Below are 21077 nucleotides of genomic sequence, written 5' to 3' on the forward strand. Positions count from 1 at the left end.
GAACCGTCTAGTTTGAACCGGATCGGTTCAAGAGGTCAAGCCGACGAATACTGCCGGTTTCGACTCCTGCTTTTGACAAAAGAAGCGACGCGCGAACGCACCGCAAGAGCGCGCAGCAGCAGCACGGCAGCCGTATACTTTTTTTGCAGGCAAAGAAACGCAAACATCCGCATCGGCTTCCATACTTCGCGGTCTTCGGAGACGGCTTTCATGTTCGCCTCGAAGCCCGGATACGTGCTGGCCTGCAGCAGTTCCCGCTTCGTCTCGGACACCGCCACTTTGTATTCGACGTCATGGACGCAGCTGTTCTGCACGCGCTCGAAAAAAAGCCGATTGAGGATGCGATTGTAGACGTCGCGGTCGCGATAATCGGCGTAGAATTCCACGAAACGGTCTACCAGATACAGCTCGCGTCTCATGTAATTCGGCTTGCGGGTACTGGTGAGCGAGTTCGGGCGCTGAAAATAATAATAGAACGTATCCGGCACGGAAGCGAACACTTTCGCGTGCCGCAGGAAAAACAGGTTGAACAGAACGTCTTCGCTGAATACGTTACGGTTCGACTCGAAATTCAGCCGGTGCGCCGCGATGATGCTGCGCCGGTAAATTTTGTTCCATACGACGACGGCGTACTTTTTGCTGTTCCACAGCCGATCCAGTCCGTATTCCTCGATCTCGATCCGCGTGCGATCCAACTTCAGCATATCCGGTTCGCTGCGATCTTCGTAAGCAAGCGCGTAATCGCAGGCGCAAATATCCGCTTGGCTGCGCTCCGCTTCGGCGTACATGACGGCAAACATGTCGGGCGCTACCCAATCGTCGGAATCGACGAAAGCGACGTATTCCCCGGATGCCGCGCCGAGCCCTTTGTTTCTCGCTCCGCTCAAGCCCTGGTTGTCCTGATCGATCAGCCGGAATCTATTATCGCGCAGCGCGTAGGCTGCCGCAATCTCCCTTGATCCGTCGGTCGATCCGTCGTTCACCATAAGGACTTCGATCTCTTGCAGTGTTTGCTTACTCAAGCTGTCCAAGCATCTTCCCAAAAAATGTTCCACGTTATACACGGGAACGATAATGCTTAGAAACGGTTTCACCTGCTTGCAGCCTCCCTGACTCCAATTATTTTCAGTAATATTATGTAAAAGTTGCCTTTCCTGCATGAAGCTTATATAACCCTCTCTTTTTGAAAATGAATCATTAAACGTCTTTCTTTTCTTTCTTTTCACAAAAATATAAAAAAGCCCGCCTCCGAATCGGAGACGGGCTGGACAAACTCGTTATTGAAAGTGCTGCGTGTGGGCGGTTAAGCCGCTTTTTGAGCCGTGATTGCCGCGCGTTCCGCGAGCGTCTTTTTCCAGAAGCCGAGGATCAGGCCGGAGATGACGGCGCCGATTACGACGGTCAGCAGGAACAGTACCGCATGGTTCGCAAGCGCCGCGACGAAGATGCCGCCGTGCGGAGCCGGAACGTTGATAGCCCACCATTGGGTCAGGCCGCCCGCGATCGCGGAACCGATAATGCACGAAGTGAGCACGCGCAGCGGATCGGCGGCCGCGAACGGAATCGCGCCTTCCGTAATGAAGCTTGCGCCAAGCACGTAGTTCGTCAAGCCGGATTTGCGTTCTTCTTCCGTGAACTTGTTCTTGAACAGCGTCGTCGCCAGCGCGATCGCGAGCGGAGGCACCATGCCGCCGGCCATAACCGCCGCCATCCAGGCGCCGTCGCCTGTCGAAGTGAAGATGCCGATCGCGAACGTGTACGCCGCTTTGTTGAACGGACCGCCCATATCGATCGCCATCATGCCGCCGAGCAGCAGGCCGAGCAGGATCGCGTTGCCGGTACCGAGGTTTTCCAGCACGTTCGTAATCCATGTGTTCAATCCGCCGAAGACCGGATCGATGATGTAGTACATGACCAGGCCGACCGCGAGCAGGCCGAGCACCGGATAGATCAGGATCGGTTTGAGGCCGTCAATGCTCTTGGGCAGACCTCTGAACAGCTTGCGCAGGCCGATCACGATATAACCGGCCAGGAAACCGGCAGCGAGGCCGCCGAGGAAGCCGGCGCCGGACGTGGACGCCATGTAACCGGCCACAATACCCGGCATGAGAGCCGGACGGTCGCCGATGCTCATCGCGATAAAGCCGGCGAGAATCGGAATCAGGAAGTGGAACGCGCCGTCGCCTCCGCCGATACCCATGAGCAGCTTGAAGATCGGGTTCTCCGATCCGCCTCCGCCGTACTGTTCGAACAGGAACGAGATGGCGATAAGGATACCGCCGCCTACAACGAACGGCAGCATGTGCGAAATGCCGTTCATGAGGTCTTTGTAGATTTTGCCGCCTACGCTGACTTTGCCGCCGGCATCCGAGCTCCCTGCCGCTCCGCCTTCATGCCGGTAGATCGGCGCGTCGCCGGTGACCGCTTTGCGGATCAGTTCTTCCGGCTTGCGGATGCCGTCGCTGACTTTGCGCTGCAGCACCGGCTTGCCGTCGAAGCGGGCCATTTCCACGTTTTTGTCGGCTGCGATGATGACGCCGTTTGCGCGGGCGATCTCGGCGGCCGTCAGTTCATTGCCGACGCCTTCCGATCCGTTCGTCTCGACGCGGATATTGATGCCGAGTTCTTTCGCTTTTTTCTTCAGGGCGTCTTCGGCCATGAACGTATGCGCGATGCCGGTCGGGCAGGCCGTTACGGCGACGACGAACTGGTCGGAGCTCGGATTGCCGACGATGACGTCGGCCATGCCGGAAGCGCTTCCGCCCACGGCGGCATCGGATTGCCGCGCCGATTCGGCTCTTTTCGCTTTCTCGGCCGCTTCCGCAGCTTCGGATTGGGTCTGCGCCGCGTCGAACAGCGCCGTTACTTCGCCCGGGGTCTTGACCGCGCGCAGGCGATCGAGGAAGTCCGCGTCCAGCAGCATGCGCGACAGCACTTTGAGCGCCTGCAAATGCAGATTCGATTCGCCTTCCGGCACGGCGATCATGAAGAAGAAGTAAGCCGGCTGGTCGTCAAGCGATTCGTAGTTGACGCCCCGCGTGCTTTTGCCGAACACGATCGTCGGCTGGTTGACCGCGCTCGTCTTGGCGTGCGGCATCGCGATGCCTTCGCCGATGCCTGTGCTGGACTGCGCTTCGCGGGCAAGGATCGCCTGTTTGAACGCCGAGACGTCGTTGATGCGGCCGCTTGCGTTCAGGGACGCGATCAATTCGTCGATCACGGCTTCTTTCGTGGCGGACCGCAGGTCCATGATCATGACCGGTTCGATCATCAGATCCGTAATTCTCATTCGTTTCCACTCCTCTGGGGGGGTTGTCGGCACGCGGTGTGCGCGCCGTTCATGCACGATTTGCGTTCACTAGATTCGCTGCGTTCGTTCTCGTTCCAAACCGATCTATCGGATGATCCGTTACAAGGGGTTGACTTGCACCTGCGGAAGCAGCGACTCGATCTTCGAGCGTTCGGCCAGATCGTCCGAGAAAGCGGTCGCGCTGCCGGAAGCGGTGCCGGTCCGCAGTGCGGACAGCGGATCGCCGGTCTGCGAGAACGTTCCGACGAAGCCCGCGATCATTGAATCGCCTGCGCCGACGGAGTTTTTCACTTCGCCTCTCGGCACGTTCGCGTGATACACCCGCTCTGCCGTCACCAGCAGGGCGCCGTCGCCGGCCATGGAGATCAGCACGTTCTGCGCGCCCATCCCAAGCAGCTTGCGTCCGTAAGTGATCAGGTCGTCGCGGCCTTGAATCTCGACGCCGAACAGTTCGGCCAATTCGTGGTGGTTGGGCTTGACGAGCAGCGGCCCGTAAGGCAGCGCCTTGAGCAGCGCGTCGCCGGTCGTGTCGATCACGAAGCGCGCTCCGCGTTCGCCGATGACGCGGATCAACCGATCGTAGAAAGCGCCTCCGAGCGAAGGCGGCACGCTGCCGGACAGCACGACGATGTCTGCCGGAGTCAGCTTGCCGAGCTGATCGACCAGTTGATCGGCTTCTTCGCTGCCGATGACCGGTCCCTGTCCGTTAATCTCGGTCTCCTGACCGTGCTTGAGCTTGATATTGATCCGCGTATCGCCCTGCACGTTCACGAAATCGGTCACGATCGACTCCGACTTCAGCACTTCTTCGATAAATCCGCCGGTAAATCCGCCGACGAAGCCGAGTGCCGTATTCGGGACATCGAGCCGGCTCAGGATACGCGAGACGTTGATCCCTTTGCCCCCGGGGAGCTTCAGGTCGCGCTTCATGCGGTTCAGGGCGTCCAGCTGCAGATCTTCCACTTCCACGATGTAATCGATGGAAGGATTGAGCGTTACGGTATAAATCATGAGTTATCCCTCGATTATTTTGGTTTTCTCAAGAATCGATTTTCTCCACCGTTCCGGAATGGAGTCGGTGATGATGGTCGCTTCCTTGAGATCGAACAGTTTGGCAAACGCCACTTCGCCGAACTTGCTGGCGTCGGCCAGGACGTACGAGCGTTCCGACAGTTGGCGGGCGCGCCGTTTGATCAGCGCTTCTTCGGGGTCCGGCGTCGTGAAGCCGAATTCGGCATTGACGCCGTTCGTGCCGATAAAAGCTTTGTCGAACCTGAAATTGTCCATGTTCTGAAGGGCGATGCTGCCGATGACGGCTTTGGTATGACTCTTCATCATGCCGCCGAGCAGGTAGGCGCGAATATTTTTGCTTACCAGCGCTTCGACGTGCGACAGGCCGTTGGTTACAACCGTAATGTCCTGCGCTTCGATAAAAGGGATCATGGCCAGCGTCGTCGTGCCCGCATCAATATAAATACATTCTCCGTCCCGAAGCTGCATCGCCGCCGCGCGGCCGACCGCATTCTTCTGTTGAACGTTTTTGAAGGTTTTCTCTTCCATGCCGGGTTCTTCGCTCCGCCTGTGCAGCAGGGAAGCCCCGCCGTGCACGCGCTTGAGCAGATGCTGCGACTCCAGGTCGATCAGATCCCGCCGCACCGTGGACTCGGACGTACCGAGCAGCTCGACGAGTTCTTGAAGCTTGACGATTCCGGACACTTGTAAGCGCTGTAGTATGATACGGTATCTTTCTTCGGTCAGCATGTTCGATTCCTCCATCTGCCATTCATTGTAACGTACGTTTCGTCAAATAACAATCATTTTTATTCAAAAACGTTCAAAAAAGTTCAGTGTTTGATTGCATGTCCTTTCCGCCGCCCTTTGCCGATGCACAAATGATGGTAACGCTTCCTAGGGCTGACCGTATTTTTCCTGTTCCGCCTCATTCGTTCATCGTTATGCCTCTACTATCGGTTGAACGGTTTTGAGAGATTAGCTTTGCAAGGTCCATTTTTTCCCTTTTTTATCGGGCACGCCAAAAAGCCGCGTCGTCCGCCGGATGCGGGTGACGCGGCTCGGTCGATCGAAGCTTCCTGCGCGGCGATACCGGCACGATGAAGGATAATGGTGCGGCCCGAAACGATCTTGTCACGGTGCGGGAAGGGCTGTCAGCCGATCGTGTCCACGACGTTGCCGTCGGGATCGCGCAGCAGCGTTTTGACGATACGAATCGTCAACGTCTTCATCGTCTCCAGCCGGAATTGTCCTTCCTGCGCCACGAGGCGATGGGACAGTTCCGCGACCGCGTCGGCATTTAGATACAGATGCAGCCCATCCTGCACTTCGGCGATCCGGTTCTGAAGATCGGGGATCATCATCACTTCCGTATCCGATCCGATCAGCGTCAGGCTTCGGTCATGCATGAGCCTGCCCGTCAGGATGCGCGCCAGCGACTCGGCCTGATTGGCTCCGAGCTGCAGCACGTACGAATTGCCTTTTAGCAGGTTTCTCTGTTCTTCCCACACCAGGCTCTCGAAATACAGATGGCCGGTGCTCGACCCTTCGGTGCGCACGCCGAGTTCGGCGGCTGCTCTCAGCTCGTCGTCTTGCAGCAGGGAAGCACGGGTCATATCCGTCACGTACAGCGGCAGCCGCGTGCGCGCCAGCTCCAGAAAGCTGCGCACATTCCACACTTTGATCAGGTCCAGTTCGTCCGCGGTTATGCCGATCACCTGAACGAACCGGAATTCGCCGAACGGCGAACGCACGGGGCCCAGTTCTGGGTCTTCGACGAACGCGACGGCCGTGATCGGCGTCTCGCGATCCGCTTCGATCGGCCCGTTGGCGTCCAGATGATGGCCCGGCTGGAATCCGTGTCCGCTGCTGAACACGTAGCGGGCCAGATTTTGCAGGAAATTGATCGCCCAGACAGGCGGCTGGTCTTCGCCTTCGCGCGCCAGCCGCAGCGTCAGTTCGAAGCCGAATCCGCTGACCTGCGTCGTTTTGGACTCTTTTTCATGCAGCTCCGTGAACCCGTACGTGACGTAATGCCAATGCGGGACCGGTTCTTCACGCTTGTAGACGCTCACTCCGTCCAGCGGGTCCGGCCCTCCCAGCCGGTAGGCAATCATCGTTCCGTAATGAAACGGCTCCACATCCGGATAGATGCCGCTCAGCGCGCCGTTGATCGCGTCCCAGCCCGGCGATTCCGTCTGTTCCCCTCCCGCGTCCCGCTGTTCGTCTTCGTTCATGTTGTCCACTCCTCCCGCCTGATTCCGCACGGCGTAGGCCGCGCGGCTATGGCTTGCTTTCCTCATTGTCCTTTACCCGAATAGGGATCTGTTTGAAAATGCGAAGCGCAAAAGCCGGCTGTCCCCGCAGGGGACAACCGGCTTTTGGATGCGTGTAATTGTGCACGTGCTGCGCGTAATCGGGCCTACAGCGCGCGGACGCGGAATCGCAGGCTTTCGCGTTACTGCGTTTTGAATTTGGCGATTCGGGCGCGCAGTTCGTCCGCGCTGACCGACACTTCGCCGGACAGGTCCGAGATGCTGGAGATCGCCTGGGCCTGCTCCTGCGTCGAGGAAGCGGCCTGCTCGGTGCTGGCCGCGCTCTGCTCGGCCACGGCTGCAATATCCGTCATGATGGCGGATACCTGGTCGGAACTGCGTTTCAGTTCGTCGGACGCCCCGGACACTTCGCGAATCCGGCTCGTGATACCGTCGACCGAACCGCGGATAACGTCGAACGCTCCGCGGGTCGAAGCGGCGGCTTCGATCTGCTTGTCGACCATCGCCTGGAATTCCTGGATCTCGCCGATGCTCTGGCGTCCGGCTTCCTGCACGCCGGCCAGCAGCGTGTCGATATCCGCGGCGGAAGCCCGCGCCTGCTCGGCGAGCTTGCGCACTTCGTCGGCTACGACGCTGAAGCCTTTGCCGTGCTCGCCTGCCCGGGCCGCTTCGATCGCGGCATTCAGCGCCAGCAGGTTCGTCTGCTTGGCCACGGTGTGGATCAAGCTGACGGCTTCGCCGATCTTGATCGTCTGATCGCCGAGGCGGCGGTTTGCTTCTTCTACCCGTCCCGCCGAGCTGCGGCTCGCCTCGGTCAGGTCGGCCTGCGAAGCGACGGCCTGAAGACCGCCTCTCATCGCGTCGGTCACGTCGTCGGCTCCGGCAGACGCACGGCCCGCGCTGCTGGCGATCGCTTCGATCGAAGCGTTCATATCGCCGAGCTGCTCGACGCCGGATTGGATCGACGAAGCCTGGTCCGTCGCGCCGCGCGCCAATTCTTCGATCACGACGGCGATTTGGTCGGAGATATGCTTGGCGCCTTCGGCTTGTCCGTTCATGTACTTGGCGGAGTTCTCCACGCCTTCGGCCGAACCGGCCGCGGCATGGATCAGTTCGCGCAGGCTGGCCGACATCTCGTTAAAGGCGCCGCCGAGCTTGCCGATCTCATCGTTTCCTTTGACGTCGACCGTCACGGTCAGATCGCCTTCGGACATGCGCTGCGCGCTTTTTTGGAGCAGGATCAGCGGTTTGATCAGCCTTGAAGCGGCGATGACGGCCACGATCGTCAAGACAATGATCAACGCCGCGATGCCGACGATGAACAGGTTACGCATCTGCACGTAATCGGCAAACGCGTAGCTTTTCGAGACCGAAGCCGCCACGACCCAATCCGTGTCCTGGACTTTTTGGTAGTAGAGCAGCTGCGGTTCGCCTTTGTACGTATATTCGAGGCTGCCCGATTCGCCTTCGAGCAGCTGCGGGGCGATCGCGGCATAGTCCGCGGATTCCTTGAGCGGCTTGTTGATCGCGTCCGCGTCCGGATGGGCCAGCACGACGCCCGTTTTGTCGGTCAGGAACGCGAAACCGCCGTCGATCTTGATATTCTTGATCGTGTCGGTCAGCGTTGTCAGGCGCATATCGCCGGCGAGCACGCCCGCGAAGTTGCCGGCGGAATCGCGCAGCGGATAACCGATCGAGACCGCGTATTGATCGCTCGCCATGTCGTGGTACGGATTGCTGAAGTTCAGCGCGTTCGCCGCTTTGGCTTCCGTGTACCACGGACGAACCTTGACGTCGTAGCCTTCCGGCGCCAGCCATCCGGTACCGTCGATCATCGTCCCGTCTTCGAGCCCAAGATAAATGTCGCCGATGTTGTTTTTATTCGATTCGGTCTTGAACACTCCAAGATGCTTTTCCCGGATTTGATTCAGAGGCACAGTGGCTTGAAGGTTCAGCGCCGTCGTTTCGACCACTTTGGCGTTTTTGCCGACCCAGCCGCCAATCTGTTCGGTCGTTTTGAGCGCCGTATTTTTGAGGTTATCGCTTACCGATTGTTCCGCTTCGCTTCTCATGCTGCTCAAAGCGCCCAAACTGATACTTCCGGTTCCCAAGACCGTCACGACGACGAGCAGCGCTGCCAATTTCATTTTCAGGTTCATCTTAAAGCCCTCCTCATTATGCCAATCGTTCAAGCCTGCCGTACGGCTTCTGAAGTATCGTGATGATTGAGCGGCGAAGCTGTGACTTGTTTCGATCTTTATCGACATAATAAGCACAAAATTTAGCATAAAAAGGAGTTTTCAAAAGAAAAAGTGCAAAAGCAAAAGCTTTTGCACGTCGAAAACGTTTCTATAGAAGCTGTAGAGCGGCGGCGTTCGAATCCGGGGTCAAAAAGTCCGATGCCGCGTGAATAACCACGCGCCCGCGATAAACACGACGCTCAGCAGCAGATTGAGGCCGACACCGGCCGCAAGGTGATCGTTGAACAGCAGCGCGAGGAAGAAATCGGCCACGTGCACGCGCAGCGAAGCAATCGACGTGCCGATCGGAATCGCCGCGATCAGCACCGCCCACAAGACCCACGAGACCGGCGATTTCACGCCCGAGAACAGCAGGTTGAACAGCGTCAGGACGAAAAAGTAGAACGCGGCCTGGTACAGGAAGATGCCGACGGCGCCGAATCCGTCCCAGCCGAACACCTCGATCAGGTTGTAGGTCTGGCTGTAATCGCGGATCACGTTCTGCTCGAGCGGCCACCACAGGCTGTTGCACAGCGCAAGCCCCAGCGCGGACACGGCGTACACGAGCAGCAGGCCGGCAAAGTACCGCTTGCGCGAATCGCCGAAGTTCATCATCGTCCGGAACGTGCGCAGCGGCAGGATGATAGCGAGCATCGGCAGCAGGATCAGCAGCAGGTTGCCTGCGGACACGTTGACGTTCTCGATTTCTTCCGGCACTTCGATCTGCAGCGAATCCTCTCCGGTTACGGCCCGCACTTCGTCGAGCGCTTCCGACACTTCCTGCGCGTCCCGCTGCGGATCGCCCTGCAGCGCCGCGTTGACGGTAAAGTTGGCGATCGTCGAGACGACGATGACGGCCACGACGATCCAGATCGCAAGCTTCATACGAAGCAGCGATACGCGCAGCTGCGCTCCCATTTTATGCATCGGCTTGTCCCTCCTCGATCAAATAAGCGAAAAATTTCTGCAGCGGCAAGCCGTCGATCACAAGTCCGCGGCTCTCCGCTTCCCGGCGTTCGTTCTCGGCCAGCTCTCCGTACACGATCGCGACGCCGACATGGCCGTAGCTCTCGGTGTGAATAACGCGGCGTCCTTCGACGAACGCTTGCAGGGCCGCCCCGCTGCCGCTGACCGTATGGGCGCGTTCGCGGATACGTTCCACGTCTTCGCGCATCAGAATGCTGCCGTTCTCCATGATGAACACCTGCTCGACCACCGTCGCGATCTCGTCGATCAGATGCGTCGAGAGCAGCACGGTGCGCGGATGCTCCGCGTAATCTTCAAGCAGCGTCCGGTAGAACTTTTCGCGCATGAGCACGTCCAGTCCCAGCACCGGCTCGTCGAAGATCGTCAGCGGCGCCCGGCTGGCCAGTCCGATCACGTTGCCGACCATCGCTTCCATCCCGCGGGACAGCTGACGCATCTTTTGGCTCGGATTCAGCTTGAACGTGCCGAGCAGCCGCCCGGCCAGCTCTTTGTCCCAGTTCGGATGGAACGCCGACGCCATATGCAGCACGTCGCGAACGCGGGCTCCGTTCGGGTAAAAGTTTTTCTCGCGGACGTAGCATGTATTCGGCGGCACTTCCCCTTTGCGCAGCGTCCGTCCGTGCACGACCACTTCGCCGCCGTCCGGGAAGATGCCTCCGGTCACCATGTTGAGCAGGGTCGTTTTGCCCGCTCCGTTGCGCCCCAACAGGCCGTAGATCGTCTGTTCGGACAAGTCCAGGCTCAGACTGCTGACCGCCTCCGTGCGTCCGTACGCTTTGCTTAACTGTTTGACTTCAAGAACCGAATTCATGCGCGTTCTCCCCTTTTCTCCCGTTTGATCATTGCAATCACGTCTTCCGTCGTCAAGCCCAGCTTCTCCGCTTCCTCCAACAGTCTGACCACCAGATCGCTATAGAACCGTTCGCGGCGTTTGCCCATGATTTTCTCCTTCGCTCCGGCGGCCACGTACATGCCCAGCCCTCTTTTTTTGTAAATGATGTCTTCGTTCACCAACAGCGCAAACCCTTTGACGACGGTGGCGGGGTTGATCTGGAACATCCGCGAAAATTGGGTCGTCGAGATGATCTGGTCTTCTTCGGCATAGGTGTCGTTTAGAATGTCGTCTTCGACTCGTTCTGCAATTTGCTGAAAAATAGGTCGGCTCTCGTCGAATGGAATCGGCATCGCAACCACCCCTCTGGTTTGTTAGTCATGTAACTAACCATAAAGGTGGTTTGCTTTTTTGTCAACGCTATTTTAAAAAAAAGATCGGAACGGCGATTCATAAGATGCCTGAAAAAAGAGAGACGAAGCGGCGGGGCGTGAGGCGGAACGTCAAGCACAGCGCAAAAAAAGCCTGCGCGGGGGCGCAGGCTTTCGGGTCGGCGATAGCGCGGCTTGCGGACGTATCTTCTTGTCCACAGTGCTATTTGCGTGTCTGTGCTCACTCTTTTTCGCGAGCCTATTCCCGATCTTATTCGGTAGAGGCCCCGCCGACGTACCGGCGTTCTTCTCCCTGCCGCAGGCCGAGCACGCCGTTCATCTGCTCCAGCAGACTGCTTCCGCCGCTGAGCGAGATCGTCCCGATCTTTTCGCAGATTTTCTCCACGAACTCCAGCTCTTTGAGCCGGTACAGCGTCGCGTTCTCGTCCATCAGCTTGGCCGTGTTCAGCAGGCTGCGGGTCGAAGCCGTCTCTTCGCGCCGGGTGATCATGTTGGCCTGCGCTTTTTTCTCCGCCAGCAGCACCGTATTGAGAATGGCGCGGATCTCGCCCGGCAGAATGACGTCTTTGAGTCCGGCCGCGAGGAATTCTACGCCGTAATCGGCACCGCTTGCTTTGAGCCGGCCCAGCACGAAGTCGCCGATCTCCTGCTTCATGCGCAGCAGATCGTCCAGTTTGAGCGTGCCGACGTATTCGCGCAGCAGCAGCTGCAGCTGGACGTACACCTGGTCTTCGAAATTTTTGATCTCCGCCGCCCGCAGCGGATCAACGATCCGGTACTGGCAGACGAAGTTCAGGCGCAGCGACACTTTGTCTTCCGTCAGAATCTCCTGGCCCGTCATATCGAGCTGCTGCCTGCGCAGATCGAACTTCTTGACCGTGACGGACGCCGAGCCGTTCCAGAAAAAGCTTCGTCCCGGCGCCAGCTGCCGCTGCAGCTTGTTATCGAAATACAGCAGGCCGGTCTCGTGACTTCCCACCTCGACCGTCTGCACCGCGCTTGGCCCGATCTTTTCCAGAATCGCCCGTCCGATCTCCGGCCCGATCTCCGGCGTCCGAAGGTCGACACGAATAAAGGTATGCTCGCGCGATTCGTTCCAGTAGGCGTAACGTCCGGTCGACAGCAGGCTTTTGAAGCGCCCGTTCTCCAGATGCAGCACGTACTCGCCGTCGCCGACTTCGACCGTGCTCAGCTGCCGCATCAGCTCGGAATCTGCCGCGTACAGACGCACGTCCATGTCCGGAACACCGTTGGCGGTAAGCCAGCCGGTCACCGAACTGTCTGTAGGATGATGTTCGAACGGCTCGGCTACGCTTTTGAAGACCACTTTGCGGGTGCGGTCCGTCCAGCTCCAAAAGCGGTGCCGGCCCGGCATCAGCAGACGGACGTAGCGGGTATGTTCAAACAGCAGCGCGCGCTCCCCGTCTTGGACTTCGACGGTACGCAGACCCGCACCGAGTTCGAGCACGCCGGGCAGGAAGACCGATTCTTTTTTCGCTTCTCCCGGACGAACGTTCGGACCGGGCATCCCCGGAATTTTGCGGCCGTGCGGTGCGTGTATATTCGACTGATTTGAATTTGAATTCATGGATGGTTCCTCCTTGGAATCTTTGCGGCGGAAGTTCGCACGACCGTATGCGCGGAGCCCGGCTTGAGCCGGCTTCGGCTGCGCGCGGCAAGCGGGAATCGAGCGGCCGGGCAGCGCCGGTCCCGACTTCGGACCGCCCCCCTCTCCGTCGTTCTTCGCTTGCTCGCCGCAGCTTCGGCCGGCGGAATCCGCCGGAGCTGCAAAGCGCGTTCGGGCGCCGGGCCCCCAGTAGGCGGCCCGCCGGAACTTCCTTCCCCAAAGATCATCATTTGTTGTAGCTCCATTAAACGTGGAGTGCTCTACCAAGAGCTTGCGCCTAAGCAGGTGGGGAGTCGAACCCCAAATAATCGCGTCCGCCTCTGCGAACGCTTCTTCCGGCATACCGAGGCGCAGCGCGCCCGGCACCGCCGGACTATCGAAGTCCCGGCCTTACGGGGAAGGCGTTCGCGAATCCCTGTTTGGGATCTGAAGCCATTGTCGCCTATTCGCGGGGCGGGGAACAGGGCGGAACTATGGCGACTGAATAAGTTGCCTGATATTGTTCGCGCCTTGGCGGAACTATGGCGACTGAATAAGTTGCCGGATGAAATCATACAAAGAACAGTCGAATGGCTCGGCCAACGTACATCGGCGAAAAGCAAAAGAGAGCAGCCCCGATCGGGCCGCTCCCTTTTCCCTTTATAAAATTCCATCCCTGTCATGCGTATCGCTTACCATCGCTCCCTCCTCATCTCCCGTTTGCGCGCGATATACGTCAGCCCCGCCGCAGCCAGCAGCAGCACGCTTAACTCCGTGAAAGTCTGGAACGGGTAGCGGCCTAGTCCCATACTAAGAATATGGTTAAGCATCGGATTCAGCAGATAATCGCTTTCGAAAAACAAGATCAACGTCAAAGCGACAACTCCGGCCAGCACAAAGTAATTAGGAGCGATCGAAGAGAAAAATACGGTCAACAGCGCCGCAAGCCAGCAAAGCATGAGCACGGCCGCATACGTGACGCCGATATATTGCATAAAGCTTAGGTCGGACCAGAAAATGCGACCCAATCCGTTGATATCCGCTCCCATCAGACTCCACATCCCGCTAAATCGATAGGCAAGCATCAGAACGACCAGCAGAACGGCTGCAACCCACGTTCCGGTCAACAGCGCGGCAGCCGTTTTGAGACGAAACACTCCCTTTGTCCCGGCTCTTGACGTCGCCTGTATTTCACCCAACCCGGCCCGGCGGTCTCCGATATGAATAGGCATAACGAGCAGCGAAGTCAGCAGCATGGCGGTGAGCGCAAGCCGGTTTAGAAGATTCATGGAATTATAACCATTTATAAAGTTTGGAGGCAGTACCGATACCCAATCACGGCTTTGGATATCTGCTGCCCGTTTTTTCCCGGCTTCGTTCAGGCCAAACGTATTTATCGTCCTATTTTCGTAATATGCGATCCAATGCAGCGACGCTTGCAGTTCCGCGAACAGATCTCTGGCCGGTCCGGCGTCAATGATTCGATCTAACGGAAGCGTTCCGCCGTTTGTCATCCCGGACCTTTTCACATAACGATCGTAACGGTCCAGATTGACCCGGGCAAAAGCGGGCGTTGAACGGATATACGCGTCCGCTTCCGCCATCTTCGGGATGAGCGACTGCTTGAACTGCTCAAACTCCGCTTCGTCGATCTGCAGTCCGTACTTCGCTTCCATCTGCACGGCAATAACGGTATCCCAGTCTTTGAATCGCTCGCCCGGATACAGTACCCGAAACGGATACAACCACACCCCGCCGATCAGTAGGACGAGCAGCGCAAGAGCAACCCTTTTTGGCATGAACAATTTTTTGAACTCCAGCCAGACCAAGAGGATTTCCGACCTCCCATAGCCTTTTGCAGAATAGGTTACAGCCGTTTTCATCCCGATCTTCCTCCTCTGCCGTTCCTCGACGCTTGATCCCGGTATACGTACAAAAACACGTCTTCCAGCCCCGGCTTCACCGCCTGCCATTCCGGCAGAGCACTCTCCGGTTCCGCCGCGAAACGCATCTGCCAGCCGCCTTGTTCGCCGCGTTCGGCCAGAATCGGATAGCGATCGCGAAAAGCGTCGACCTCTGCGTCCTCCACCTTCGTCTCGTACACCCGCCCCGCCAGCAGCGAACAGACCGCCTCCGCCGTATCTTTGGCGAACACCTGCCCGTCTTTTAGCAAAATGATTTGATTCGCCGCCGACTCCACGTCCGACACGACATGCGTGGACAAGATGACGATCCGGTCCCGCCCAAGCTGCGTCAGCAGGCTGCGGAATCTCGCACGTTCTCTTGGATCGAGTCCAGCTGTCGGTTCGTCCAGAATCAGCACGCTGGGATCGTTCAGCAGCGCCTGCGCAATGCCGACCCGCTGGATCATGCCGCCGGAAAAAGTTTTCATTTTGCGCCGCTTCACCTCGCCCAGCGCCACCATGTCCAGCAGCAGCTCGGAATGCTCCCGCGCGCTTTGGCGCTCCATGCCTTTGATCGCGGCCAGATACTGCATGTATTTCAGCGGCGTATCGTTGGGATAGTAGCCGAACTTTTGCGGCAAATAGCCCAGCACTTCCCGATACTTTTCGTCCAATGCCGCAAGCGGCGTTCCGGCATACGTAATCTCGCCCTGCGTAGGCGGCAGCAGGCCGGCCAACATCTTCAGCAGCGTCGTTTTGCCGGCTCCGTTGGGAGCGAGCAGGCCGTACACGCCATGTTCAAATTCCAGATCAAGATCGTGCAAGACAACGGCGTTTCCGTACCGCTTGCCCGCGGATCGTACGCTCAACATTCAGCCTCCGCTCCTTCCTTTTATACGTTTTTTTATGCATGTCTTCTATAAGTCGCTGTTGTACGTATTCAAGACGGCTTCGGCCGAAAATCGACCAGCCGCCGGGTCTGTCCCACGTAAACGGAGGCCGCCAGCACGATCAGCGCCGCATACGCATAAATCGGCATGCCCGACAGCAGGGCGGCATAACGCTGCGGCTGCGCCATCCACAATCCGGCATTCAGCAGCGGCCATGCGGCGATCAAGCCGTAACGCATCGTCGTCGCCCTGGCGCGCAGCATACCGTACAAAAAGGCGGTCGCGAACAGGAACAAGGACGAAGCCGACAGCAGCAGGCCGCGCAGCAGGTCGATGTTTCCGTAGAACGCGGCGAGCCAGCAGACGAGCGCCACATTCAGCAGCAGGCAGGCTCCCGCGAACGCCAGCATACGCAGCGAAGCGAGCTGGTACACGTTATAGCGGCAGGCCATCTCGACCTGGTACGTATCCCTGCGCTGCAAATCGGCGAAGAAAACGACAGATACGGCCAAATAAAGCAGCGGCGATACGATAAAAATAAAAGCATAAATGCCGGCCGCGTTCATATTCTCCAGCGCAAACAGCGCCATGAACACCAAAATGCCCACTCCGAGCAGCAGCACGAAAGCGATCTCCGTCAGGTCCCGGAACAGATGCCGGAAGCCGAGCTGACGGTACATGTCCGCCACGTAAGCCGGAAACGACGGGCGAGCCGGCAGCGCCTCGTCGACGATCGCAGAAATCTGCCGCCGCATCTCCAGGTCATCCGGGTAGTCCACGGCCAAAAGGTGTACCGGTTCGTCAAAGTTTGACCGGTTTCCGCTATATATCCGCTGCGCGTCGTCCGGCGGCTGCGGTCTCTCCTGCTTGTTCACGGCGTTCCTCCTCAAAATGTTGTTTGATCCTGCGGATCGAAGCGTAATAATTCGTTTTGACCGTCGAATCCGGCAGTTCCAGCATCTGCGCGATTTCGGCGAAAGTCCGCTGCGCGAACAGTTTGAGCCGGATAATCTCCTGGGTGCGAAGATCGAAAGTGCGGATCACTTCCAGCGCCCGGCTTACTTCTTCCCGCTGAACAAGTTCCAGCGTGAAGTCTCCCTCTTCCGCCAGGTCGAAATCTTCGAGCGGCTGGCTGAGCTTCGCGTCTCGATGGATGCGCGAACGGAAATGATCGATGACCCGGTTCGTCGCGATCCGGTACAACCACGTACGCAGCGACGAACGTTTGCCTTCGAACGAACCGATACTGCGCAGCAGGTTCACGAAGATGTCCTGCGTCAGATCGAGCGCATATTCCCGATCCATCAGCTGCCGGTAGACGAAAGCATAAATCTCGCGGTAGTAGAGCGACACCAACTCATCGGCGGCTTCACGGTCTCCGCTGCGCTGAATGCGTCTGATTAATTTCGCTTCGTTTGGCATATTCGGCTCACACCGCCTCCTTTCGCTCTCCGACCTTTTGTCCGTCTATAGGTATATGCGTCGTCTGCATGCAAAAAGTCGGAGGAAGCCGAAACTTTTTTTTGCAAAGGCCGACAAAAAAAGAAACCCTTTCCGGCAATCGGAAAAGGTTTCTTGGGTGGGCCTGCACTTCATAGGGGAAGCCGGCATGAATCTTTATTGGAGATTGCCCGTTTGTTGCCGGACGATTTTTCGGGTGAGCGAAGCGATCCGGTCGTTGATTCGCGTCAAATCCCTTTCGTCTGCGGATTAAGCCGCATGCCTTTGGCTTCTTTGCCCTGCGGCTCTTTGGCTTGCGCTTCCGTTTCCGAAGCGGCTTCGGCCAAGACCGGCGTGCCGGACTTCGGCGCTTTGACGAGCATCGCGATCAGGAACGAGATCGCGCACAGCGCGCCGATCACGAGGAACGTCGGCTTGAATCCGCCGAGCAGTGCCGCGATGAACGAGGCGGACAAGGCGCCGAGGCCGAAGCCCTGGTAGATCACGCCGTAGTTCTTGCCCTGATTCTTCAGGCCGAAGAAATCGCTGACGATGGCCGGGAACACGGTGATGTTGCCGCCGAAGCAGAAGGCGATGGCCGCCACGCTTGCGAAGAACAGCGGATACGTCAGCGTCGCGAAGCTGAGCACCATGACAGCCGCGAAAGTGACCAGCAGTGCGCCGGAGACGACTCTCAGGCGGCCGACTTTGTCGGACAGCGGGCCGAGANGGCGGTGAAGAAGACGACGAACAGCAGATAGGCCTGCTTGGTCTTGAGCATTTCCTTGACGGTGTAATCTTTGGCGCGGACGCCGGACGCGGACACCGGCGAAGCATTCATCGAAGCTTCGCGTACGAGCAGCGAGCCGAGCACGACCATGGTCAGCACGATGATGCCCCAGATCAGGAACGCCTGCGAGACGCCGCGCGATTCGATCATGGCGCCGTTGATATATTTGAAGATCAGGCTGCCGGTACCGTAAGCGCCGACCGACACGCCGGACATAAGCCCTTTATGCTTCGGGAACCATTTGATCAGGTTGGACAGCGACGTCATGTAGGCCGTACCGTCGGCGTACCCGACGACGAGTCCGGCGACGACGTACAGCATGCCGATCGACGTAACCTGCGAAGAGAGCATCAGTCCGACGCCGAGCAGGATGCCGGAAGCGGCGATCAGCCGGCGGATGCCGAATTTGTCCTGCAGCTTGCCGGAGAACAGCGTCGCGAACGCGAGCGCGAAGCTGGTAATGGAGAACGTCATCGCCGTGCTGCCCAGTTCCCAGCCGAATTTGTCGGCGAGCGGCTGGTTGAACAGGCTCCACGTATAGATGGTGCCGAGGCCCATCTGCACGATGATCGTGCCGATCACGATCCACAGACGGTTGACTTTCGGCAGCGCGGAATCCGGTGCGGAAGTCGGGGAAGAAGAAGCTGTAAGAGTTTTCATGTCGATTCCTTCTCTCATTCGTTTTCGTTTCCTTATGGCTTTAGTATAAATCTTTCGGCCATACTGAAAGCGTTTTTGGAATGAGATGCCGGTAAAGCGGAATGAAATGCGCGGCAGCCGTCATGAGCGTCTCGGGATAAGCCGGAACTGCCCGCTACAGGCGCATGAGCTGCCGGAATTCTTTGATTTTGCTGCGGCTGACCGGGACTTCGGCGTCGATGTCGCGCAGGCGCAGCAGATACGTGTTGTTGAACCACGGCACGATCTCGCGGATCTTCGACAGATTGACCGCGTACGAACGATGGCAGCGGAAAAAGCGCTCCGGCGGAAGCCCCGCCTGAAACTCGGAAATGCTCATATGCATCGTGTACTCTTCTTTGCGCGTGTGGACGAGCGTCGTTTTCTCCTGCGCCGAAGCGTAATAAATATCGTCCGCGTCGACTACGATGATCTTGTCGTCTTTGTGCAGATTGATGCGGCGGTCGCCGGCCGGGCCGTTGAGGGCACTATCGGCGGCAGGCCCGCCCGCGACTGCGGCAGAAGCGCCGGGAGGCGCGGCAGCACGCGGCGGCGAGGGATCGGAAGATGCCGCTTGACCGGCTTCGCGCTCTTTTTTCGCCGCAAACGTAAGTTCGAGCTTGGTCAGCATCGCCGCGATCCGCGGCTCGTGGTACGGCTTGAGAATGTAATCAAACGCTTCGATCTCGAACGCTTCCGCCGCATGCTCCTTGTACGCCGTCGTAAACACGATATACGGTTTGTGCGCGAACTTGCTGATACTTTTGGCGAGCAGCACGCCGTCGAGCGACGGAATATTGATATCGAGAAAAATGACGTCCACGTCGCGGGTCTGCAAAAACTTCAGCACGTCGATCCCGTCCTCGAATTTGCCGACGATATCGACCGAGCTGTTTTTGCCGATCAAATAATCCAGTTCTTCCATCGCCAAAAATTCGTCCTCGACGATGATGCCCTGCATGGGCGGCCTGTTCTGCGGATTCATGCTCATGCGTGAGGCTCCTTTCTGACTGTAAAAGTAATGATCGTGCCTTTGGCGGCTCTGCGAATATCGACGCCGTGTCCGTAGATCAGCTTGAGCCGCTCGTGCACGTTCGACAAGCCGATTTTGTTGGACGGCATACTGCCGCTTTGGATATGCCGGATGACCGACTCGTCGATGCCGGCTCCCGTGTCCGCGATTTCGAACCGCACGAGCTCGCCTTCGTTTTTGACGCGGATGCTCACGGTGCCTTTGCCTTTTTCTTTTAAAATACCGTGCACGATCGCGTTCTCGACGAGCGGCTGGATGATCAGGCTCGGAATTTTCACGTTCGTCTCGTCATCGATATCGTACTCCACCTGCAGCCGGCTGCCGAAGCGCGCTTTCTCGATCTCGACGTAGTCTTTGACCTGCTGCAGCTCGCGGTGCACGTCGATCAATTCGTCGTTCAGCTCCAGATTGTAGCGCAGATAGCCGGACAGGTTAATGATCAGCTCACGCGCCTGGTCGGGATCGAGCCGGATCGACGAAGCGATCGCGTTCAGCGCGTTGAACAGGAAATGGGGGCTGATCTTCGTCTGCAGCGCCTTGATCTCGGCTTTGTCCGCCATCGCTTTGATCTGCTCCACCCGCGACACTTCCATCAGCGTGGAGATGATCTGCGACAAGCCGACGGCCAATTCGCGCAGCGAATACGTAATCTGGTGCGCGTGGCGGTAATAAATTTTGAGCGAACCCGTCACGACGCCTTTTTCCTGCAAAGGAATGATGATCATCGACTTGATCCATTCGTTGCGATGGTCGGCGTCGTTGTTGCGGATCGTAATGTTCCCGCTGCGGATCGTCTCCTTCGTCTCGTCGCTCATGATCTCGTGCCCGATATTGTAGTGCTCCTGCCCGAAGCCCGAATACGCCAAAATATGGCTCGTATCCGTGATCGCTACCGCGTCCGCGCCGATCTTCTGTTCGATGATCTCGCAGATGCGCAGCAGCGACGCGCTGTCCACTTTGCGAAAATATGGAAGCGTCTCGTTGGCGATATCGAGCGCGAGCTTGGCCTGCTTGGCCGCGACATTCTCTTTCTCTTCTTCGACGCTCTGCACGAGCATGACGATCAGGCCGATCATGACCTGCGCCACAATCATCGGCACGGCGATCTTGGAGACGATGTCCGCGCCCAGCGCATACGGCTCCGCCAGCAGCAGGATCAGCGCCATCGTCAGCACCTCGCACAGCATGCCGGCGATGATGCCGTAGAACCAGCGTTTGCGCTTGGGTACGCGCAAATGGATCAGGCCCGAGACGACCCCGGCCACGATGCTCGTGATGAGGCACGGAATCGCGGTCACGCCGCCGATATCGATCGCATAGCGATGCACGCCGGATACGACGCCCGTCACGATCCCCACCCAGGGACCAAACAGCAGACCGCCCGACATAATCGCCACGATCCGCACGTTGACGAGCGAACCTTCCACGCTGATGCCCATATAAGTGCCGAAAATGGCGAACAGTCCGAAAATGACCGTCACCGTCACGAGATCCTGCGGCCGGTATTCTTCTTTTTGGAACACCGCTTTGAAGCGCGGAATACGCGTCAGCACGAACAGGCACATGAGCAGCAGCGATCCGCGTTCGAACAGCTGCAAAAAAATGGACAGCGGATGCGAAGTCTCCATCGGCTGATTGCCTCCTTTCCCCGCCCGTCGTGTTTTGGAGGTCTATCCCCCGGGCGGCGT

At 58.2% G+C, this 21077-nt stretch carries 16 protein-coding genes and 1 pseudogene; all 17 read right to left on the reverse strand.

What is annotated here, in order from left to right:
• Nucleotides 1-35 precede the first annotated feature (35 nt).
• Nucleotides 36-1160 (reverse strand): glycosyltransferase, encoded by a 1125-nt coding sequence (locus tag FTE24_RS13060; RefSeq protein ID WP_150229974.1) that lies wholly within the window; start codon nucleotides 1158-1160, stop codon nucleotides 36-38.
• A 143-nt stretch (nucleotides 1161-1303) separates the two neighbouring features.
• Nucleotides 1304-3289 (reverse strand): PTS fructose transporter subunit IIABC, encoded by a 1986-nt coding sequence (locus FTE24_RS13065; RefSeq protein WP_150229976.1) that lies wholly within the window; start codon nucleotides 3287-3289, stop codon nucleotides 1304-1306.
• Nucleotides 3290-3409: 120 nt separating this feature from the next.
• Nucleotides 3410-4321 carry a 1-phosphofructokinase gene (pfkB, locus tag FTE24_RS13070; RefSeq protein ID WP_150229979.1) on the reverse strand — a complete coding sequence of 304 codons (912 nt, stop codon included), beginning with the start codon at nucleotides 4319-4321 and terminating at the stop codon, nucleotides 3410-3412.
• Between the two features lie 3 nt (nucleotides 4322-4324).
• Nucleotides 4325-5071: a DeoR/GlpR family DNA-binding transcription regulator gene (locus FTE24_RS13075; RefSeq protein WP_141446096.1), complete on the reverse strand. Its 747-nt coding sequence runs from the start codon at nucleotides 5069-5071 to the stop codon at nucleotides 4325-4327.
• 404 nt (nucleotides 5072-5475) lie between these two features.
• On the reverse strand, nucleotides 5476-6558 hold the full coding sequence (locus FTE24_RS13080; protein ID WP_150229981.1) for a suppressor of fused domain protein: 1083 nt from the start codon (nucleotides 6556-6558) through the stop codon (nucleotides 5476-5478).
• Between the two features lie 221 nt (nucleotides 6559-6779).
• Complete coding sequence (locus tag FTE24_RS13085; RefSeq protein ID WP_160441757.1) at nucleotides 6780-8756, reverse strand: methyl-accepting chemotaxis protein; 1977 nt, start codon at nucleotides 8754-8756, stop codon at nucleotides 6780-6782.
• Between the two features lie 228 nt (nucleotides 8757-8984).
• Entirely contained in the window at nucleotides 8985-9764 is a 780-nt protein-coding gene (locus FTE24_RS13090; RefSeq protein ID WP_150229986.1) for a hypothetical protein, read from the reverse strand.
• Nucleotides 9757-10635 carry an ATP-binding cassette domain-containing protein gene (locus FTE24_RS13095; RefSeq protein WP_150229989.1) on the reverse strand — a complete coding sequence of 293 codons (879 nt, stop codon included), beginning with the start codon at nucleotides 10633-10635 and terminating at the stop codon, nucleotides 9757-9759. The genes FTE24_RS13090 and FTE24_RS13095 overlap by 8 nt, the downstream gene beginning before the upstream one ends.
• Nucleotides 10632-11009: a GntR family transcriptional regulator gene (locus FTE24_RS13100; protein ID WP_150229992.1), complete on the reverse strand. Its 378-nt coding sequence runs from the start codon at nucleotides 11007-11009 to the stop codon at nucleotides 10632-10634. Before FTE24_RS13100 ends, FTE24_RS13095 begins: the two co-directional genes overlap by 4 nt.
• Nucleotides 11010-11298: 289 nt before the next feature.
• Nucleotides 11299-12636, reverse strand: a complete 1338-nt coding sequence (locus tag FTE24_RS13105; protein ID WP_150229995.1) for a slipin family protein — start codon at nucleotides 12634-12636, stop codon at nucleotides 11299-11301.
• Between the two features lie 710 nt (nucleotides 12637-13346).
• Nucleotides 13347-14627, reverse strand: coding sequence for a hypothetical protein (locus FTE24_RS13110; protein ID WP_150229998.1), 1281 nt, complete (start codon nucleotides 14625-14627; stop codon nucleotides 13347-13349).
• The gene (locus tag FTE24_RS13115) at nucleotides 14534-15430 is read right to left on the reverse strand and encodes an ATP-binding cassette domain-containing protein (RefSeq protein WP_150230000.1); all 897 of its coding nucleotides are present in this window, start codon (nucleotides 15428-15430) and stop codon (nucleotides 14534-14536) included. Before FTE24_RS13115 ends, FTE24_RS13110 begins: the two co-directional genes overlap by 94 nt.
• Before the next feature lie 68 nt (nucleotides 15431-15498).
• Nucleotides 15499-16323 (reverse strand): hypothetical protein, encoded by an 825-nt coding sequence (locus FTE24_RS13120; RefSeq protein WP_160441758.1) that lies wholly within the window; start codon nucleotides 16321-16323, stop codon nucleotides 15499-15501.
• A complete protein-coding gene (locus tag FTE24_RS13125; protein ID WP_150230005.1) occupies nucleotides 16271-16870 on the reverse strand; it encodes an RNA polymerase sigma factor in 600 nt (199 codons plus the stop codon). Before FTE24_RS13125 ends, FTE24_RS13120 begins: the two co-directional genes overlap by 53 nt.
• 266 nt (nucleotides 16871-17136) lie before the next feature.
• A pseudogene (locus tag FTE24_RS13130) lies at nucleotides 17137-18236 on the reverse strand (OFA family MFS transporter).
• A gap of 256 nt (nucleotides 18237-18492) precedes the next feature.
• Nucleotides 18493-19317: a LytR/AlgR family response regulator transcription factor gene (locus tag FTE24_RS13135; RefSeq protein ID WP_150230725.1), complete on the reverse strand. Its 825-nt coding sequence runs from the start codon at nucleotides 19315-19317 to the stop codon at nucleotides 18493-18495.
• 26 nt (nucleotides 19318-19343) lie between these two features.
• Nucleotides 19344-21017: a sensor histidine kinase gene (locus tag FTE24_RS13140; RefSeq protein WP_150230010.1), complete on the reverse strand. Its 1674-nt coding sequence runs from the start codon at nucleotides 21015-21017 to the stop codon at nucleotides 19344-19346.
• Between the last annotated feature and the right edge of the window lie 60 nt (nucleotides 21018-21077).

Origin of the sequence: Saccharibacillus sp. WB 17, assembly GCF_008634075.2 — a bacterium.
Lineage (GTDB): Bacteria > Bacillota > Bacilli > Paenibacillales > Paenibacillaceae > Saccharibacillus > Saccharibacillus brassicae.

Coding starts and splice junctions, on each gene's coding strand:
- FTE24_RS13100 (WP_150229992.1), bottom strand. CDS start 11,009: ATGCCGATTCCATTCGACGAGAGCCGACCTATTTTTCAGCAAATTGCA.
- FTE24_RS13115 (WP_150230000.1), bottom strand. CDS start 15,430: ATGTTGAGCGTACGATCCGCGGGCAAGCGGTACGGAAACGCCGTTGTC.
- FTE24_RS13080 (WP_150229981.1), bottom strand. CDS start 6,558: ATGAACGAAGACGAACAGCGGGACGCGGGAGGGGAACAGACGGAATCG.
- FTE24_RS13110 (WP_150229998.1), bottom strand. CDS start 14,627: ATGGCAGGCGGTGAAGCCGGGGCTGGAAGACGTGTTTTTGTACGTATA.
- FTE24_RS13085 (WP_160441757.1), bottom strand. CDS start 8,756: ATGAACCTGAAAATGAAATTGGCAGCGCTGCTCGTCGTCGTGACGGTC.
- FTE24_RS13090 (WP_150229986.1), bottom strand. CDS start 9,764: ATGCATAAAATGGGAGCGCAGCTGCGCGTATCGCTGCTTCGTATGAAG.
- FTE24_RS13105 (WP_150229995.1), bottom strand. CDS start 12,636: ATGAATTCAAATTCAAATCAGTCGAATATACACGCACCGCACGGCCGC.
- FTE24_RS13140 (WP_150230010.1), bottom strand. CDS start 21,017: ATGGAGACTTCGCATCCGCTGTCCATTTTTTTGCAGCTGTTCGAACGC.
- FTE24_RS13135 (WP_150230725.1), bottom strand. CDS start 19,317: ATGCAGGGCATCATCGTCGAGGACGAATTTTTGGCGATGGAAGAACTG.
- FTE24_RS13095 (WP_150229989.1), bottom strand. CDS start 10,635: ATGAATTCGGTTCTTGAAGTCAAACAGTTAAGCAAAGCGTACGGACGC.
- FTE24_RS13060 (WP_150229974.1), bottom strand. CDS start 1,160: ATGCAGGAAAGGCAACTTTTACATAATATTACTGAAAATAATTGGAGT.
- pfkB (WP_150229979.1), bottom strand. CDS start 4,321: ATGATTTATACCGTAACGCTCAATCCTTCCATCGATTACATCGTGGAA.
- FTE24_RS13065 (WP_150229976.1), bottom strand. CDS start 3,289: ATGAGAATTACGGATCTGATGATCGAACCGGTCATGATCATGGACCTG.
- FTE24_RS13125 (WP_150230005.1), bottom strand. CDS start 16,870: ATGCCAAACGAAGCGAAATTAATCAGACGCATTCAGCGCAGCGGAGAC.
- FTE24_RS13075 (WP_141446096.1), bottom strand. CDS start 5,071: ATGCTGACCGAAGAAAGATACCGTATCATACTACAGCGCTTACAAGTG.